Origin of the sequence: Providencia rustigianii DSM 4541 (assembly GCF_000156395.1) — a bacterium.
Taxonomy (GTDB): domain Bacteria; phylum Pseudomonadota; class Gammaproteobacteria; order Enterobacterales; family Enterobacteriaceae; genus Providencia; species Providencia rustigianii.
The window spans coordinates 577,545-596,102 of the sequence record NZ_GG703819.1 but is presented as its reverse complement, the minus strand read 5'-3'; the positions used below and the strand labels follow the sequence as shown (position 1 = coordinate 596,102).

The 18,558-nt window shown below is 41.6% G+C and carries 16 protein-coding genes; 8 read left to right on the top strand and 8 right to left on the bottom strand.

The features are described from left to right. The first annotated feature begins 101 nt into the window (after window positions 1–101). Complete coding sequence (gene rlmF / locus PROVRUST_RS12590) at window positions 102–1,067, top strand: 23S rRNA (adenine(1618)-N(6))-methyltransferase RlmF (RefSeq protein WP_166806852.1); 966 nt, start codon at window positions 102–104, stop codon at window positions 1,065–1,067. Between the two features lie 164 nt (window positions 1,068–1,231). Here the strand turns inward: rlmF and PROVRUST_RS12585 are convergent, their stop codons facing one another. Then, the gene (locus tag PROVRUST_RS12585; RefSeq protein ID WP_006815219.1) at window positions 1,232–2,128 is read right to left on the bottom strand and encodes a LysR family transcriptional regulator; all 897 of its coding nucleotides are present in this window, start codon (window positions 2,126–2,128) and stop codon (window positions 1,232–1,234) included. A 124-nt stretch (window positions 2,129–2,252) separates the two neighbouring features. On the opposite strand from PROVRUST_RS12585, the gene PROVRUST_RS12580 reads away from it, so the two are divergent. From PROVRUST_RS12580 to PROVRUST_RS12570, 3 genes are all read left to right on the top strand, one after another. Next, entirely contained in the window at window positions 2,253–3,899 is a 1,647-nt protein-coding gene (locus PROVRUST_RS12580) for an alpha-keto acid decarboxylase family protein (protein WP_006815218.1), read from the top strand. 245 nt (window positions 3,900–4,144) lie between these two features. Continuing rightward, window positions 4,145–4,414: a YdgH/BhsA/McbA family protein gene (locus tag PROVRUST_RS12575; protein WP_006815217.1), complete on the top strand. Its 270-nt coding sequence runs from the start codon at window positions 4,145–4,147 to the stop codon at window positions 4,412–4,414. A gap of 195 nt (window positions 4,415–4,609) precedes the next feature. Beyond that, complete coding sequence (locus PROVRUST_RS12570; protein ID WP_006815216.1) at window positions 4,610–5,158, top strand: DedA family protein; 549 nt, start codon at window positions 4,610–4,612, stop codon at window positions 5,156–5,158. A 56-nt stretch (window positions 5,159–5,214) separates the two neighbouring features. On the opposite strand, the gene PROVRUST_RS12565 is transcribed toward PROVRUST_RS12570, so the two are convergent. From PROVRUST_RS12565 to gltS, 5 genes are all read right to left on the bottom strand, one after another. Then, window positions 5,215–6,855: an alpha-keto acid decarboxylase family protein gene (locus PROVRUST_RS12565; RefSeq protein ID WP_006815215.1), complete on the bottom strand. Its 1,641-nt coding sequence runs from the start codon at window positions 6,853–6,855 to the stop codon at window positions 5,215–5,217. Between the two features lie 223 nt (window positions 6,856–7,078). After that, window positions 7,079–7,432 (bottom strand): RidA family protein, encoded by a 354-nt coding sequence (locus PROVRUST_RS12560; protein ID WP_006815214.1) that lies wholly within the window; start codon window positions 7,430–7,432, stop codon window positions 7,079–7,081. Window positions 7,433–7,435: 3 nt separating this feature from the next. Beyond that, on the bottom strand, window positions 7,436–8,677 hold the full coding sequence (locus tag PROVRUST_RS12555; RefSeq protein ID WP_006815213.1) for a D-amino acid dehydrogenase: 1,242 nt from the start codon (window positions 8,675–8,677) through the stop codon (window positions 7,436–7,438). 56 nt (window positions 8,678–8,733) lie between these two features. Next, entirely contained in the window at window positions 8,734–9,642 is a 909-nt protein-coding gene (locus PROVRUST_RS12550) for a LysR family transcriptional regulator (RefSeq protein WP_006815212.1), read from the bottom strand. Window positions 9,643–9,832: 190 nt separating this feature from the next. Next, complete coding sequence (gene gltS / locus PROVRUST_RS12545) at window positions 9,833–11,038, bottom strand: sodium/glutamate symporter (RefSeq protein WP_006815211.1); 1,206 nt, start codon at window positions 11,036–11,038, stop codon at window positions 9,833–9,835. A 679-nt stretch (window positions 11,039–11,717) separates the two neighbouring features. On the opposite strand from gltS, the gene mdlC reads away from it, so the two are divergent. The 3 genes from mdlC to nadS all read left to right on the top strand — a co-directional run bounded on the left by mdlC (window position 11,718) and on the right by nadS (window position 14,103). Continuing rightward, the gene (gene mdlC / locus PROVRUST_RS12540; protein ID WP_006815210.1) at window positions 11,718–13,349 is read left to right on the top strand and encodes a benzoylformate decarboxylase; all 1,632 of its coding nucleotides are present in this window, start codon (window positions 11,718–11,720) and stop codon (window positions 13,347–13,349) included. Window positions 13,350–13,484: 135 nt separating this feature from the next. Continuing rightward, entirely contained in the window at window positions 13,485–13,817 is a 333-nt protein-coding gene (locus PROVRUST_RS12535) for a type II toxin-antitoxin system RelE/ParE family toxin (protein ID WP_039855194.1), read from the top strand. Between the two features lies 1 nt (window position 13,818). Continuing rightward, window positions 13,819–14,103: a NadS family protein gene (nadS, locus tag PROVRUST_RS12530; RefSeq protein WP_006815208.1), complete on the top strand. Its 285-nt coding sequence runs from the start codon at window positions 13,819–13,821 to the stop codon at window positions 14,101–14,103. Between the two features lie 94 nt (window positions 14,104–14,197). On the opposite strand, the gene PROVRUST_RS12525 is transcribed toward nadS, so the two are convergent. Both PROVRUST_RS12525 and PROVRUST_RS12520 read right to left on the bottom strand, forming a co-directional pair. Then, window positions 14,198–15,538 carry an NCS2 family permease gene (locus tag PROVRUST_RS12525; RefSeq protein WP_006815207.1) on the bottom strand — a complete coding sequence of 447 codons (1,341 nt, stop codon included), beginning with the start codon at window positions 15,536–15,538 and terminating at the stop codon, window positions 14,198–14,200. Beyond that, entirely contained in the window at window positions 15,538–17,346 is a 1,809-nt protein-coding gene (locus tag PROVRUST_RS12520) for an adenine deaminase (protein WP_006815206.1), read from the bottom strand. Before PROVRUST_RS12520 ends, PROVRUST_RS12525 begins: the two co-directional genes overlap by 1 nt. 148 nt (window positions 17,347–17,494) lie before the next feature. Between PROVRUST_RS12520 and PROVRUST_RS12515 the strand changes: the two genes are divergently transcribed. Beyond that, a complete protein-coding gene (locus PROVRUST_RS12515; protein WP_006815205.1) occupies window positions 17,495–18,430 on the top strand; it encodes a LysR family transcriptional regulator in 936 nt (311 codons plus the stop codon). Window positions 18,431–18,558 lie beyond the last annotated feature (128 nt).

The window sequence follows — 18,558 nt, the reverse complement described above, 5'->3', positions numbered from 1 at the left end:
AGTCGATGCCCGGTCACTGAGCTAAAAGAAGAAAAGCAATATAAAAAGCAGGGTATATGGTATCGTACGCGTCAGAAATACCTTTAAGAGAGCCCTTCACGGTGGAAAAAAAGAAAACCTTCCCGCAGCAGAAAAGCGGCTTGCACCCGCGTAACCGTCATCGCTCGCGCTATGATTTCCCGGCGCTGATCGCCAGTTGCCCTGCACTGGAGCCGTTCGTCAAACCGAACGCCTGGGGCGACATCTCGGTAGATTTTGCCGATCCTGCGGCGGTTAAAATGCTCAACCGTGCGTTGCTGCAACATTTTTATGGCATCGAACACTGGGACATTCCCGCCGGTTATCTGTGCCCGCCGATCCCCGGGCGTGCCGACTATTTACACCATCTAGCTGACCTGCTGGCGACCAGTAACGGCGGTGAGATCCCTCGTGGTAAAAGCGTGGCTATCCTTGATGTGGGCGTTGGCGCCAACTGTATTTATCCGATTATTGGCTTGAATGAATACGGCTGGCGTTTTACTGGTTCGGAGATTGATCCGGTGTCGATCAATACGGCCAAAATGATCGTGGAGATGAATCCAACACTGAGAAACAGCGTGCGTCTGCGTTTGCAAAAACAACCCGAATTTATTTTGAACGGCATCATCGGCGTGGCGGAGAAATTTGATGCCACACTGTGTAATCCACCGTTCCACAGCTCTGAACAGGAAGCGCAAGCCAGCACTCGCCGCAAACTGCACAAGCTGGGTAAAGGCGAGGTAGCCGACACGCCGGTACAGAACTTTGGTGGCAAAAGTAAAGAGCTATGGTGTGAAGGCGGTGAAGAAGCCTTTGTGCGTAAAATGGTAGAGGAGAGCGTTAGCCTGGCGCAAAACTGCCTGTGGTTCACCTCGTTAATTTCTAAAAATACGACCCTGCCTTCGATTTATCACGCGTTGAAGCTGGTAGGGGCGGCCGAAGTCCGTACCATTGAAATGGCGCAGGGGCAAAAAATCAGTCGCTTTGTGGCCTGGACTTTCCACGACGCACAACAGCAGGTCGCCTGGGCGGCAGAACGCTGGCGTTAATTTCCCCGGTGCCGGTTATTTAACTGGCACCGATAAAACTTCGCATTTCCCTTTCAATTTCTGCATGTTGCATTATTCTCAATATGTCTTCCTAAAACAAGCTTGTCTAACTTAAAGGTGCCTATCAAGTCGGCGGCTATTCAGTTGTAACTCATTATAATGGTTCATAATGATGAGGGCATATTCAGCATTTCTAACGCTAACTCGATCCACGCTGTAGCTCGGCGGCTTGGATGGGACCCTTTTAATGTTGCCAGTGCCAGCTCATAGGACAGAATAGGCTCTGTGATTGGAATAATGGAAAGCCCCCCAATATGGTTCTTTTTCCACATACCTTCAGGGAGTAATGTCACACCAACTCCAGCGCGTACCATTGCCATCACAAGATCTATATGCCCACTACGTCCTGCGATAATCGGTTTTTTACCATGAATCCCGCAAGCATTAACAATTAATTCATTAATTCGGAAACTATCTTGAAAGAAGATAAATGGCTCATTCAGAAGTTCTGCAAACTTAACGCTATTTTGGGTGGCTAATGGATGTTGATCATTCACTAATAGCATCAATCGGTCGGTAGCAAATTGGTATAAATGAAATCGTTGTTCATCAAATGGAGACATTACCGCTGCCGTTTCTACATCTCCTTTGAGCATGGCATTCATCATATGGTTTGAACTTAATTCAATGATCTGTAGTTCGACTTGTGGATATTTCTGACTAAATATCATGATGATATCAGCAAAATAGGTCGAAGCGATAACCGGCGGTAAACCGACCTTCAAGACCCCAGTGAGTGGACCTGATTTGTCTTTTAGTGCGTTATTAAGATTGTCGAATTGTGCCAAAATTTGCTGAGCATGGTGAAATAAAATATCACCATCATCGGTAAGTTTCACTCCATCGGTTTCTCGGATCAGTAAAGTCGCTTCAAGCTCTTGTTCTAATTTTTGAATGCTGCGGCTGATTGCTGGTTGGGTGACGCATAATTTATCCGCCGCTCGGCTAAAGTTATTTTGTTGTACTACTTCGACAAAGTAGCGTAATCCTCGAATATCCATCGTGACCTCTATTACATTTTGTTATAGCTGCGATGATTATAAATGATTTCTGTTAATGTAACATTAGGGATAATAATAATAACGGGCTGAATAATCAGTCGAAATTATTATTTGGAGCTACATTATGAAAACAGTTATCGAATATGTTCTTGAGCGTTTACAAACACTGGGTATCAACGAAGTTTTTGGGGTTGCGGGGGACTACGCTTTCCCTATTGAAGATGCAGTCTGTGAAAGTGAAACATTGCGTTGGATCGGTAATTGTAATGAGTTAAATGCTGCTTATGCCGCGGATGGTTATGCAAGAATCAAAGGTGTTGCCGCACTTTCGACAACATTTGGTGTGGGTGAACTCAGTGCGTTAAATGGTCTTGCGGGTTCTTATGCTGAGCATTTACCTATCTTCCATTTGGTGGGAATGCCAGCGAGTGGTGTCCAGGAAAACCATCGTCTTGTTCACCATACTTTAGGTAACGGTGATTTTGATGTGTTTTATCAAATGAGCCAGCATTTGAGCTGTGCCCATACAATATTGACCCCAGAAAATTGCATTGATGAAACTGAGCGATTAATTGCAGCCGCCCTAAAAGAGCGTCGCCCTGTCTATATGGGGTTCCCCTCTGATTACGCGGTGATGCCCATCATTGCTAATGAGAAACATAAAAAAGTTGCACAACAGAAAAGTGATCCACAGTCACTCAATGCCGCAGTGAATGCCATTTTAGATAAACTTAATGCCAGCCAAAAAGCCTGTATTATTCCGGGGATCTTGGCTGCGCGGCTAGGGTATTCGGATGATGTGCAGGCAATTATTGATAAGACAGGGCTACCGTATGCCACGATGTTTATGGATAAAAGCATCGTGAGTGAATCTAACTCGACGTATATGGGAATTTATAATGGCAAATTAATGAATGCCCAAGTAGAAGAGTTTGTTGAAAGTTGCGACTGTATTTTAGGTATTGGTGCGGTATTAACTGATTTTAACTCAGGCAGTTTTACGGCATCTATCTCCCCTGAGCAAGGCATTAATATTTTAGCAGATTATGTGAAAGTGGGTTCTGCGGTTTACCCAAATGTGATGATGAAAGAGGTATTGGACAAACTGCAAATATTAGCACCTTCTTTAAAACATCAAGGTATTGCAGCTCAAGGATTGGGAGAACCTCGACAAGGAGATAATGGCCAAATTACTGCACAATATCTGTATCCGCGCTTAGAAGAAATGTTCATGGATCACGATATTGTGATTGCTGAAACAGGGACAGCATCAATGGGATTGGTTTTTGCTTTACTACCTAAAGAGGTTTCTTTTCAAACTCAATCACTGTGGGGTTCCATTGGTTGGGCAACGCCAGCGGCATTTGGCGCAGCAATTGCAGCACCCAATAAGCGCGTGATCTTAGTGACGGGGGAAGGTTCACATCAATTAACGGCGCAAGAAATTAGTCAGTTTGCGCGTTTTGGATTAAAACCGATTGTTTTTGTGCTTAATAATGATGGTTACTTAATTGAGCGATTATTATGTAAAGAGCCTGAAGCTTATTATAACGATTTACCACAGTGGAATTATGCACAATTGCCAGCGGCATTAGGTTGTACTGATTGGTATTGCCAAAAAGTCACCACTTGCGATGAGTTAGACGCTGCGATTAAACACGCTGAAGTAACAGATTCAGCAGCCTATATTGAGATAGTCATGGATAGATACGCTGCTTCAGATCTGGCACAAAAAGTAGGTAAGTCTGTGGCATCGTTGTATTCGTTTTAACATGATGCTGAGCCCTATTTTTAGTGTTGATTTAAAACGTTAGAAATCTCATCAATAAAAGCAATTTCTGCTAAGTTTAGCACGATATTAAATTTGATATTCATCGCTACATTCTTTATTTTAATAGGTAAATATAATCTTATATTAGCAGGTAAGTAATATTCATTTAATGATGCTCATAATTTCATTCTCTAAAAAAGAATGTATTTAAATGAGATGCGTTATTTTAATAAAAGGTGAGTTTGATGAATAAATTAAAAATAGCATTGGTTTCCTTGTTTTTTTTAAGTCCATTTGCGATGAGTGCAACAGAAATTAATTATGTTCAATCCATGGATATGAAATTAGTTAGTAATATCAATGTGGTAATGAATGCAGCTACAACCACGGATTATGCGAATGCGGTATCTCAAAAAGCCGATGAGGCAGGTGCGAAATATTTCATTATCACTTCAGTAACTTCTGAAGGTGAAGGTAATGATATTGCAATAACCGCTAGCTTATACAATAAATAGTCTATATTTATATTTTATGCGTTGTGATCCACTGCACTTAAGACCGGTCTAAGTGCAGTTTTTTTTACTTTTCATCCCATGACTCCCATCTTATTTTGATAAAATCCCAAACCATTTCAAAAAATAGTGTTTAGCTATGTTAAAATTTTAATGAAAGATATTGGTAATTAAAATTGTGGAAGGCAAATTTTATTTATGGCTGATGAACTTACCCGCTGGCTAATAGAGTATGGTTACTGGGCGGTATTTTTGGGCTCAATGATTGAAGGGGAAACCGCTGCGTTTTTATCGGGAATTGCAGCCCATAAACAATGGCTCTCATATCCTCTTACTATGTTATTTGCAGCATTAGGTGGGGTTGTCAGTGACAACGTTTTATTCTTTGTTGGGCGTTTCGCGGGCGCTCGAATTTTACCGCGATTTCAAAAGCATCAAGCAAAAATAGAGCGGGTACAACAGTTGATCCAGAGCCATGAAAATTGGATTATAATCGGCATTCGCTTTGCTTATGGGATGAGGACGATAGGGCCTATCATTATTGGTGCCAGCAAAGTCAATCCAATTAAATTTTTTATCCTCAATGTGATCGGCGGGATTATTTGGGGATGTAGTATTGTTTCAATAGGCTATTTTATCAGCTCGATAGTCTTTGCTTTACCATTTCACCCTCATTTATCTTGGCTGGTCATTGGACTTGTTATTGTGGGATTAGCCATTCTGATCCGCAAAAAATGGCGTCGCTAAGTCGAATATTAAATGTTGGATTAGCCACCATTATCCGTGGTGGCTTAGGTCTGTTTTTATTGCTCTGCTCGAATAATTTCACCCATTTTTTGCAGAAGTTCTGATGATTCATAGCGATGAGTTATGATTTCAATATAGGCAGCACAATCTTTGGATTCTATTTCCTCTAGTACCATTTCAAGTTCTTCACAAAGCGTGATTTTTTTACAAAGCCAATCGTGGCATCCAAAAGCAGCAGGAAGTTGAGCATAATTCCAGTGAGGGATATCGTTATAAATATACTCAGGATTTTTACAAAATAGACGCTCGATTAAATAGCCATCATTATTGAGAACAAAAATAATCGGTTTTAAACCCCAGCGCACAAACTGGCTGATTTCTTGCACCGTAAGCTGATGTGCTCCGTCACCAGTCGCTAAAATTACCCTGCGATGTGGAGCGGCAATTGCAGCACCTAAAGCTGCGGGAGTTGCCCAGCCAATGGAACCCCACAGTGATTGAGTTTGAAAAGAAACTTCTTTAGGTAACAGCGCAAAGCCTAATCCCATGGAAAATGTACCTGTTTCAGCAATAATAATGTCGTTTTGCTTGAAGAATTTTTCGAGTCTAGGGTACAAATAGGAACGGGTAATTTTCCCTGTTTCATCCGCTTGAGGAACACCCAACCCGTAGGCTTTTAAAGCATTATTCGGAATAAATGTCAGAATATCTTTGAGTTCCGAAAGCAATTCATAAATATAAATATGTGGGTAAATAACTGAGTCAATAATAACGTGATCTGCCAATATCTGAATGTGATTTTCAGGAGAAAGATTTGCGGTAAAGCAACCCGTATTAACATCACTCATTAAAGCACCGATATTTAAAACGCACTCACAGCTTTCAACAAAATTAGCGACCTCAAGGTTCATCAATCTTCCATTATAAACACCGATATATTGGCTATTGGTTTCATTCAAAACACCTTTATCCATAAACATAGTCGCATAAGGAAGATTGGTAACTTTGATAATAGTTTCTACATCTTTGACTAATTCAAAGCGGGAAACCATTGAACCAATAAGTGCGCAAGAACACTCACTGCATGTCAGCCTATTGGCGATTAAATTAATGACTTTTCTCAGAGTATTTGGGCAACTTTCTGGAAGCGATATGGGGACTTTTTTTTGTGGAACGATGGTTTGCTTGGCGTAATCTGCGGGTAGCCCTATATAAACTGGGCGACGCTCAGATAACGCATGGGTGATTAATCTTTCTATTTCATCAATGCAATTTTCGGGGGTAATAATGGTATGGGCACAGGATAGGGATTGAGCGATTCGGTAAAAAACCTCAAAATCACCATTACCTAGCGTATGATGAACGAGATATTTACCATGCTGAATATGACTCGCAGGCATGCCAACTAAATGAAAAATAGGTAGTTGTTCAGCATAAGCCCCTGCAATCCCATTAAGTGCGCTAAGCTCACCAACAGCAAATGTCGTGGCTAATGCAGCGACGTCTTTTATGCGTGCGTAGCCATCTGCAGCATAAGCGGCATTGAGCTCATTGCAGTTTCCTACCCAGCGCAGAGTATTATTTTTACAAATAGCATCATTGATGGGGAAGGCATAATCACCCGCAACACCAAATATATCCGTAATTCCTATGTCTTGTAATCGCGTTAAAATATGTTCAATGACGGTTTTAGTCATATTTACTCTCCGTTCATAAACCAATGTTCACCAACGTATATTCGGATTTAATTTGTTTTTTTAGTTTATTATTTTAATATTTATAGAATTAATAGTAGGTTAAATATACGATAAGGGGAGAATTAAATTTATTAATCGGGGAATGAAAAAAGAAATGGCTAAATAAAAATGGCATTGGAACATTAATTTAAAATATACAAATGCCATTAAGAGAAAGTGAATATTAACGCTGAGCAGCGATCACCATAATTTCGACAAGAACCTGATCTCTTGCCATATTGGCTTCTACTGCTGCACGGGCGGGGCTGAATTCAGCAGGCATCCAAGCTTCCCAAACGTGATTAAATGGTGCGAAGTCACGAGACATATCTTTAATCCAGACTTGTGCCGATAAAATACGTGTTTTATCGCTATGACTTGCGGCTAATAAAGCATCAATTTTATCTAAGACTTCTTGAGTTTGAGCGGTAATATCACCCGATAAATTAGTCGGCACTTGCCCTGATAAATAAACTAATCCAGCATATTCAACGCTATCAGCTAAGCGCGGTTTTGGGTTGTTACGTTTAATGGACATAAATTACCTCGTTAATCCTTCTAAAGAAATGGGTGATTGTTGCTGGGTAATTAATTGGCTTAATATTTCAGCGCTCCCTGCAGCTAATGTAAAACCTAAACTGCCATGACCCACGTTTAACCATAAATTGCGGTATGTTGTTTTGCCTAATATTGGCGGTCCCTTTGGTGTTGACGGACGTAAACCGCACCATGCTTCTGCTTCATCAATTTTTGGTAAGTTCGGGAATGTTTTTCTAATAATATTTTTTAAGGCAGATACTCTATTTTCCCGTAACCCTAATTTGTCGTAGCCAATATCGACCATTGCGGCAATCCGTAATTGGTCATTGAGCTTGGCATATACGATTTTGTTACCGTAATCGGTAACACTCACTTTCGGAACGATATGCTCAGCCTGAGGGTATTCCACGCTTAAGCTATACCCTTTTAACCCTAAAATTGGTACATCGATACCCAGTGGTTTCAGTAATTCACGGCTCCCATTTCCAGCACAGACAATCACATCATCGGCTTGAATTGTTCCTTGAGTCGTTTCAACCGCCGTAATTTGGTTATTCACTTGAATAAAAGATTTCACGGAGTGTTCTAAACATAACTTAAAGGTGGGTTGGGTAGATAAATATGCCAAAATATTTTTGCAGAATAAATAACAGTCTGCGGTTTCATCACTTGGGGCATAGATTGCGCCAACCAATTGTGATTGGATATTTGCCAGAGCAGGTTCTAATTCAATAATCTCTTGGGTTGTGAGTATTTTTTGGAATTCTTTATCAATGGTTTCACTGGCTTTTTTAAAGCTAGACCGCTCGCGGTGGATAATTAATTTTCCTGATTTCTCCCAAGCAAAATCAGCAATATCTCCACTTGTACGCCAAGTATTCATGATATTTTGGCTTAATAAGGACAATCTCAATAAATGATCACCATTGATTTTATTGGTTGCGCGAGTACAAGCTAAGGTAAATTGAGCCAGCCAAGTCAGTTGCTCAAGGGAAAAATTGATCCTCAAATTTAATGGAGAGTCATTTTTCCCCATCCAACGCAAACCCTGTAATGGCACACCTGCATCGGCAAGAGGCGAAACATAGCGATAGCTCAGCTGTCCACCATTGGCAAAACTTGTTTGCATGCCAACATCTGAATCAGATTCAATTAATGTGACTGTCTGACCCGCTTTTATTAAAGCATAGGCGGTACTTAATCCAATAACACCGGCACCAATAACCACCACATGTTTAGCCATAATATTCCGCAACCAATAATAACTAAGGAGTTATCATTTAACGGCGAATAGTCAGACTAAACAATTGAGTTTTCATTACTAGAGTATAACTTTTGGTTAACTACTGCGTTGCGTTTTTCTAGTATTAACGACAAAGTGTTTACATAATTTTGTGCCGCTTTGGTTAATGGTCTGTCTGCTCGATGAAAGACTGATACTGCCAGATGCAAATTTTCTTTGAGTGGGTAAATCATCGATTCTGGCAGCGTATGTTCGGCAGAAAAAATATCAGTAATGCTGCATCCAAGGCCAGCTCGGACAAATTCTGCTGCCATGTGGTAGGTATGCACACTAATATTGGATTCTGCAAATTCATGAACTTGCTGTAATAGCTGAGATAGAGAGTCTGAACCGGGGTGGATCCAACGGTCTTGATCTATATCCATTAATGAAACTGGGGAGTGGGTAGGGGGCTGGCTATCGACATACACTAACGGAATATCTGCAACGGGTAGCACCGTAATACCGCCTTCAATCGCGAGATTGAAAGCAATTCCAATATCCAAATCTTGTTGGGTTAATAATTGCAGAATATCCGTGGTGTGATGAGTTCCAATGGTCAGTTTGATATTCGGATGTTTTTTTATAAATAGCGCAGTGACTTCAGGGACTAAGTTTAACCCTAGGCTAGGAAGACAACCAATCGCGAGTTTACCTTGTGGATTACGCGATAAATTTTGCGCCAAAATTCTGAGCCTATCTAGATTTTGATAAACCTCTTTTGCCTCTTCAAATAATAAATTAGCTTCGTCAGTAGGGATTAATTTCCCTCGGATCCGCTGAAATAATACTAAACCGAGTTGTTGTTCTGCATGTTTTAATGCTTTGCTGGCTGCGGGTTGGGAGATATGTAAAACCTCTGCAGCACGAGTGAGTGAGCCACAGGTCATAACGGCATAAAAAATATCAAGGTGCCTTAACTTCATTATCAGTAACCTAAACAGTACTTTGCATTTATTCCTATTTTACCGGAAAAAAAGTCATCAATCCGATATTGGGGTCACTTATAGATAAGGAAAATAGGGATTAAAGGGGAAATAATGAGGAAAAAATATCAAAAATAAAAACACTGGCTCATATACTTTTGGTTATGAGCCAGTATCTTGTAAGTGAGGTTTATCCGATACTGACGCCCAGCTCGATAAATAATTTAATGACGATACTGTTAGTAATATCGACGAGGAATGCGCCAACCATTGGTACGACTAAGAATGCTTTATGTGATGGGCTGAATGCTCGGGTAATGGTTTGCATGTTAGCGATAGCGGTTGGTGTTGCCCCCATCCCAAAACCACAGTGCCCCGCACTGATGACCACGGCATCATAATCACTCCCCATCATCTTAAAGGTGACAAAGCAAGCGAACAATACCATGACGACAGTCTGAACCGCGATGATGATGAGAACAGGGCCTGCCATACTGGCTAATTGACCAAATTTCAAAGACATCAGTGCGATAGCGAGGAACAGTGATAAAGCCACACTGCCTAAGACATCGACGGTTGGTTCAAAAACTTCGTGTTTAAAGATATGTGTCAGTACGTTGCGGATAATAATACCGACAAACAGACACCAAACGAAAGTCGGCAAGTGAAGTGGTGTGTCTTTCACTAATTCGCTGATATAGCTACCTGCCACGATACAGATAATCAGCATAGAGATCGTTTCAATGATGTTATTGGCATTGATCTTTCTCTTGACGCTCGGCTGCTCAAAGGCTTCTAAAATTGTCTCTTTTTCTTGTTCTGTCGCTTTTGGAATGGCGACTTTTTTCAGTAAGTGTCTGGCGACTGGTCCCCCGACAAGACCACCTAATACCAGCCCCATGGTTGCACATGCCATGGCAAGTTCAACAGCGCCAGTTACGCCATATTTGTCTGCCAAGATTGGTCCCCATGCTCCAGCGTTACCATGACCACCAGTTAAGGTAATTGAGCCGGCAATCAGACCAATAAACGGACTTTCATTGAGCATCACAGCCATGCCCATACCGACGGCATTTTGAATAACAATTAAAATAGTGACGGCTAACGTTAAAATAACTAGCGGTTTTCCGCCTTTTATCAGCCGAGCAAAATCTGAGCTCAAGCCAATTGATGAAAAGAATGCAATCATCAATGTGCTCTGTAGAGAGGTATCAAATGAGAAACTGTAACCCGCGGTTTTATCAACAATCAACAATACGATGGCAACAATAAAACCGCCGACTACTGCATCGGGAATATGATTTTTCTGTAAAAAGGGGGTGAATTTAACAAAAATCATCCCAATAAGCAGCGCTAAGCATGCAAATAATAGCGTATAACTGGCATCTAGAATCATTATTTTACCTCACATTAGTTTACCAGAATGTGCATTTTTGCGATTTAACATTAGTTTTAAATTAAATTACTTTGCTTAACTTTTGTTTAACAATGAGTTTTGTTTGGGGTGCTATAACTTTTAGTTAACTAAATGGTTTAGAAAAATACGTTTTATCGATAGATTTAAATTTGATTTTGAATGTTATTTAAACAAAGTATTAGGAGGGGGTGTTTTAATTATTTGATTTTTATGTTTTTACTTTTAAATCACGAAAAGAGAATTGCTTATAAGAAATTATCTCTGAGCGAGATAAACACGTTGGGAAATCGAGTCGCGTCAATTGCGAGAAATGTGATGAGTAACTAATTCATAAAATATTCTATTAACAAATGTGGTTGGGGGAGATAGCCAATATTGTTATTTTTTACGTTAATAACGAAGGGTAATAACATAAATGCCAATATTATGAGATAACTCAGCCTATTTATATGGATTAAATCTTAATCCATGGTGTTTTTTCCCATTTTATTTCTATCATCGAAACATGATGAATTTCTAATGATTTGTTTTATATATAAATAATAAGAATAATTATTTATTCGGTGAGCTTTTCACTATTGTTGGCGAAATGTTTTTCATTTAGGGGATTGGTTATGATGAGGGCATTATCCACCTATCTTGATTAGGGTATTTTTATATGAAGAAAACCATTCGCCAAGTAACCTTTGACCTATTACGTGAGCTAGATATCACGACAATTTTTGGTAACCCGGGCTCGACGGAAGAGACATTTTTAAAAGATTTTCCGAGTGATTTTCGTTATATTCAGACATTACACGAAGCCTCAGCGGTAGCTGCTGCGGATGGTTACGCCCAAGGCATGCGCAAAGTCGCAATGGTCAATTTGCACACCTCGGCGGGATTAAGTAATGGGATGAGTAATATTTTAACGGCATATATGAACCGTACGCCTTTAATTATTACGGCAGGAAACCAAACCCGTGAAATGTTACTTATGGAACCTTGGTTAACCAACATAGAGCCAGAAAATTTACCCAAGCCATGGGTCAAATGGAGTTATCAACCAGCACGAGCTGAAGATGTCCCTGCCGCATTTATGCGTGCTTATGCGATGGCATTACAGCCACCTGCGGGGCCTGTATTTCTTTCAATTCCTCTTGATGATTGGGATAAACCTGCCGAGAAGGACGCTGCTGTTGTTCGTACCGTTTCTGAGCGTATAGGGTATGATCCTATCCGTTTAAAATCCTTTGCTGATGTCTTATCACAGGCTAAGAATCCGGTATTAATCTACGGTTCTGCTATTGCTAGGGGGCAGGGGTGGGATGCCGGTATTGCTCTGGCAGAAAAATTGAATATCCCTGTTTGGGCGGCACCCGCATCAGAGCGCCCTCCATTCCCAGAAACACATCCGCTCTATGCTGGTGGCTTACCTTTTGCGATCCAACCTTTAGCAGATAAGTTAAAAGGACATGATTTAGCGCTCATTATTGGCGCGCCTGTTTTCCGTTATTACCCTTATGTCGCGGGTGAATATTTACCGGACGGGCTGCGCCTGTTGCATATTACGGATGATCCAATAGAGGTAGGAAGAGCGCCTGTTGGGGACAGCATGCTAAGTGACGCAGTATTAGCTGTTGAAGGGTTAACTCAGTTGGTGTCAGCGAGAGCGGCTTCTCAAGCTAAGGTGGTGAAACAGCCACATGGTATGGCGCCATATCCAGCCGCGCCAGAGACCGTAAATAACGCAACCACCTTGAGTGCGGCTCAATTATTCCGTGCATTGCGAGAAGTTTCTCCGAAAGAAACGGTTTTAGTTGAGGAATCACCATCCAACTTAGGGGAGCTACATCGTGAATGGCCTATTGAACATCCTGATTCTTTCTATACCTTTGCCAGCGGTTCATTAGGCTGGAATTTACCTGCAAGTGTGGGTATTGCATTAGCAGAAAGGGATAGCGGTAGAAATCGCCCTGTATTATCGATTATCGGCGATGGTTCGATGCAATATTCCATTCAGGGTTTATGGAGCGCAGCACAACATAATTTACCCATTGTGTTTGTGATCCCGCGAAATAGCGAGTACGCGATTTTAAAATCTTTCGCTGTTTTAGAAGAAACGCCAGGTGTACCGGGTTTGGATATTCCTAACTTAGATATTGTCGCGCTGGGTAAAGGTTATGGCTGTACCGCAGTGAAAGCCACGACGGTTGAGGAAGTTCAGCAAGCTTGCAAAGAGGCTTATAAGCGCCAAGGACCTACGGTCATTGAAGTGCCTATCTTACCCCAAATTCCACCATTGATTTGATTCATGACTCTAAATTCTAAAGTCCCCCGGTAATTATCTAATTACCGGAGGACTGGTATGGTATTTGCCTCACATTGACGCCTGATGGTGTACAGTGTACACTTTTTGTGTACGGGTCATCACAGAGGGAACATCGTGAGCCATGGAATAAAATTTATCGAAACATCTATTTTTACGCGACAAATTAAGCAGATAGCTACCGATGAGGAATTAAGGATATTACAAAATGAACTCATAGGTAGACCTGAAAAAGGCGATATAATACAAGGGACTGGTGGAATAAGAAAAATGAGGATGGCAATAGGTAGCCAAGGTAAAAGCGGCAGCGCTAGGGTTATTTACTTTTTAGCTACCAAGGAAATTATCTACCTGATAATGGCTTATCCAAAGAATATGAAAGATAGTTTAACGGATGAAGAAAAAATCGCATTGAAAAAGGTAACAAAAATACTAAAAGGTGAGGTGTAACATGAGTTTCTTTAATGAACTAAAAACATCTTTGGAAGAAGCCGTTGAGATTAAAAATGGTGAGAAAGCAGCATCAAAAATTACCTATTATGAAGTTGCTGATGTTAAAGCGATTAGAGAACAGCTTAATGTTTCACAAAGTGAATTAGCGAATGCATTAGGAACCAGTATTGATACGATTAAAAGTTGGGAACTAAAAAGACGAAATCCAACAGGGCTGGCGGCTAAAGTCTTAATTGCAATAAAAAACAATCCAGCTTTATTTAAAATATTAGCAACTAGCTGATTATTTCTTTGTAGACTTTCTTTTGAGTCTTTTTTATAAAACCCCTAGGTTAGTTAATAGCTTACGTAGGGGTTTTCTTATTTTGAATGGAAGCCTAGTGCTTCACTAGCGTCGAGAAGTAATACACGAGTGGGATGGCGAGGATCCACAAGCTAATTGGGATTTCGCGCCATTTTCCTGCAACGGCTTTAATTAAGATATAGAACAGTAACCCGCCGGCGATCCCTGTACCAAAGCTATTGGCAATAAGCGTAATCATCACCATCATCAGAACGGGCAAGCCGTCAGTGAAATTCCCTAAATCCACTTTACGTAATCCGCTAAACATATTTAAGCCGATAAGAATTAAGGCCGGTGCAGTTGCTTGTGCTGGGATCATTAATGCCACTGGGGTAAATAATAACATTAACAGGAACATAAACGCTGCCGCTAAGGCGGTCATGCCTGTTTTACCGCCAGCTTCAGCCGCAGCTGAAGATTCAATTAATGCAGTTGCTGCAGGAATCCCCACTAATGGTCCCAGTGCCGCTGCGATAGAATCAACAATAAACGGGCGGTTGATATTTGGCATATTGCCTTCTTTATCTAATAGACCGGCTTCACCACCAACGGCTAATGTCGTACCCATCGTGGAGAAAAATTCCGCAGCAAAGAATACAAATAAAAACGGTAGGAATGCAATATTTAAGGCGCCAATTAAATCGACTTGCCCCAGTACCGGAGCCACAGAATGTGGGATCCCGATAAAGCTCTCGGGTAATTTAGTGACGCCAAATGGGATACCTAAAATAGTGGCAAATAATATCGCCCAGAGAATGCTACCCGGAATACGACGAGCTTGTAAGGCGATGGCGACAAAGAATCCAGACAGTGCGACTAATGCTCCCGGAGACATAAAATCTCCCAGCATTAATGCGTTAGTTTTCGGATTGGCTAATACTAAACCCGCATTACGAAAACCGAGAATGGCAACAAATAAGCCAATCGATGCAGTTAATCCAAGTTTAATCGATTGTGGTACAGAGCGAGTGACAACCTCACGCAGCCCAAATTTGGTGAGCAAGAAAAATAGAATTCCTGACCAACATGCTATTCCTAAACCAATTTGCCAATCAATTCCTTCGCTACCCGCAAGGGTGATCCCGACCAAAACGGAGCCGCCGATTCCGGGGCCGACAATAAAAGGTAAGTTTGCATAGAACGCCATGAGTAGGCTAGCGAGAACAAATACAATGATGGTTCCCGTGGTAGCCGCACCTTTATCCATGCCACCAACTGCCAGTAAACCCGGAATGACGACTAGCAAATAAGCGGCAGCAAGAAAGCCGGTTATGCCTGCTAAACATTCTGTTTTCACGGAACTTCCACGCTCACGTAAAGCAAAACGTTTTTCCAACCAACTCCCTGATGTTGGCTGATGAGAATGATTAGCCATTAATTGGCGCTCCTATCATTATTATTGGTATTTTGGGTTTGTTCGTGACGTTGTAAAACGGCATCAACAATTTGACGTGTCGTGCCGCATGTTAGTCCTAAATCGGTTAAATGAGGACCTGCATTACAAGCAAGGCAAGTGCCTTCAATCGCTTTAAAGACTCGATAAGGTGGCTCCCAATCGGCAATTTGATGGCTTAATTCCCGTAACCGGCGAAATTGAGCCGCTAATTCTGGGGCAGGTAAATCGGATAGCATACCTGCAATGGGCATAGCCACATGTGCTAGAATTTTGCCATTTTGCACTAAAGCCATACCGCCACCACTTTCGATAAGCAAGTTGGCTGCGATTGCCATATCTTCGGGATCGCGTCCTAGTACAACAAGGTTATGAGAATCATGAGAATAGCTGGTGGCAATCGCACCACGTAATTCTCCCCAACCTTTGAGTAAGGCCATTTGAGGCTCAGATTGATGGCGACCATGACGATGCTGAACGCGAATTAAACTGAACTCATCAGGAAGTTGTACGATGCCATTCTCAATTTGAACGTCAACTTCTCCCCATTGAGTAAATCGAGCGCCACTAATATGGCGTAGGCGTGCGGTACCATTGTTAATATCAGTGAGCCGTAATTGGCAATCTTGGGTGCGAATTGGAGATAGATGCATAGTATCTCGTGGCGGTAAGACATCGCTAGGGACGGCGAGAGGATCGATTAATTGCCCTTTTTGAGCGATCATTTTTCCGGCTACATAGACTCGGTGAGCTTCTAAGGTATTGAGTGAATCGAGTACCACTAAGTTGGCACGGCGTCCTGCTGCAATTAACCCAAGATCGTTGCGTTGTAAGCGAATAGCGCCATTTAGAGTTGCAAAACGTAAAACATCTGTGGCTTTCATTCCATGCTCAATCAGCAAGTTTAACAGTGCAATGATCCCTCCTTTCTCGATCAGAATATCAGGAGGAACATCATCGGTGCAGACAGTAATCTGCGACGATAAATGAGGCAGTGTTTGTAATGCGGCGACAATATCTGGCAGTAAATAAGGGTGTGAACCGCGGATCTCTAATGTGAGTCCAGCTCGGAGTTTTTCAAGCGCATCTTCCGCCGAAGTTAATTCGTGATCGGAGGTGACGCCTGCAGCTAGATAAGCTTGTAAATCTGCGCCTTTTAATCCCCTAGCATGACCTTCAATGATTTTTCCGGAACTTAAGCCAGCATCGAGGATCTCTTCCATGCGTTCACTACCATTGAGTACACCGAACATGTCCATGACTTCTGCAACCCCACGAACTTCCGGCCAACTCAGCATGGTGGTCATCTCTTGTCCGGCAAAGTCTGCCCCCGACATTTCTAATCCGGGAGTTGAAGGAACAGAAGAGGGAGCTGCAACCATCACGTCTAACGGGAGATTACGACTGGAATCAATGGCATAACGAACGCCCTCTAAGCCCAGCACATTCGCCAATTCATGGGGATCCCAGAATACGGCGGTGGTTCCTTGAGTGAGCACGATTTCGGCATAGCGAGCTGGGGGCAGATGAGAACTTTCTAAGTGAACATGGGTATCAATAAAGCCAGGCGAGAGATATAAGCCGGATAAATCATGGGTTTCATGGCTATCATCGCGGCTACCTGTAGGGTGAACACTGGCAATAAGGCCATCGGTAATACCGACATCAGCAGGACGAATTTCCCCAGTCACCATGTCAATAATATTGGCTTTAGTGAGTAACAGGTCAAAAGGAATTTCGCCTTTAGCTGCCTGTATAGCACGACGTCGAGTTTGCGTTGTTAGCTTCATAAAATACCATCACTGCGGATTAATGTTGGTTACTTTATGGGGTGCGCAAACGTTTGCCAAGATGATAAAATTTATCACATCATAAAGAGAGGTTATAATAAGCTCCATCATCATAATAAAAACAAACAGATTCAATGGGGATATCAGTATGAGTCAGCCTTGGCAGCGTCTTCCTGCACTTACGTTAAAGCAGCTCCAATACTTTGTGACGTTAGCTCACTTGCGTCATTTTACGGAAACAGCTAACCGTCTTGCGGTCAGTCAGCCGGCTCTAAGTAGCGCATTGCGACAAGTTGAAACCATCATTGGAGGTAGGCTGATTAATCGAACCGCCGCATCGGTTACGCTCACTGAGTTAGGTGCGGCTATTTTGCCTCACGCAGAGCGAATTTTAAGTGTGTCTCAGCGTGGGTTTAGTGATATCCAAAAAATTATCGAAGAGGGGGGAGATGGAACATTACGTATTGGGCTAGTTCCTTCCGTGAGTTCTCTGCTGTTTCCGTTAATTCCGCAGCAACTTAGCCAGCATTTTCCTCGACTCAATGTGGAATTCTATGATCAAACCAATGACTCGTTGATCAATAAGTTAGTTAACAATGAAATCGATTTTGGTATTGGCGTTATGGATAGTTCGGTACCTGCGGAGTTAACGTTATATCCATTGCAAGATGACCCATTTGTTGTGGTCGCTCATCGAGATGAAATTCTGACGGAGAATGAGTTTCATCTACCTTGGAAGCATTTAAATCATCGAGATATTGCGATATTTTCCAAAGGCAATATTAACCGTTTGGTGACGGCAACCATTGAAAGTAATCGGCTTAATACTCGCATTCGCTATCAAGTCGACTATATTGAAACCTTGTATGGATTAGTGAGATCAAAACTGGCTATCGGAATTTTACCTCAGTTATATACGGTACATTTGCGGGATCCAGACCTTAACGTTTTACAGTTGCAGCAGCCTGCATTAACGCGATCAATATCATTAATGCGCAATAGTCAGATACTGACACCCATGATGGAATCTGTGTTTCAGTTATTATTAAAAGTGTTACGCAGTAATCACACGGATAAGCCTTAAATTAAGCTAGTTTATTAGTTAGTTTTCATATTTATCTATTATTATTTAGTTTTACAATGATAAAGAGTTGAAAGCACTTATAGTAAAAATAATTTTATTAAAATGAATAAGATTATTGCCCTTGACTT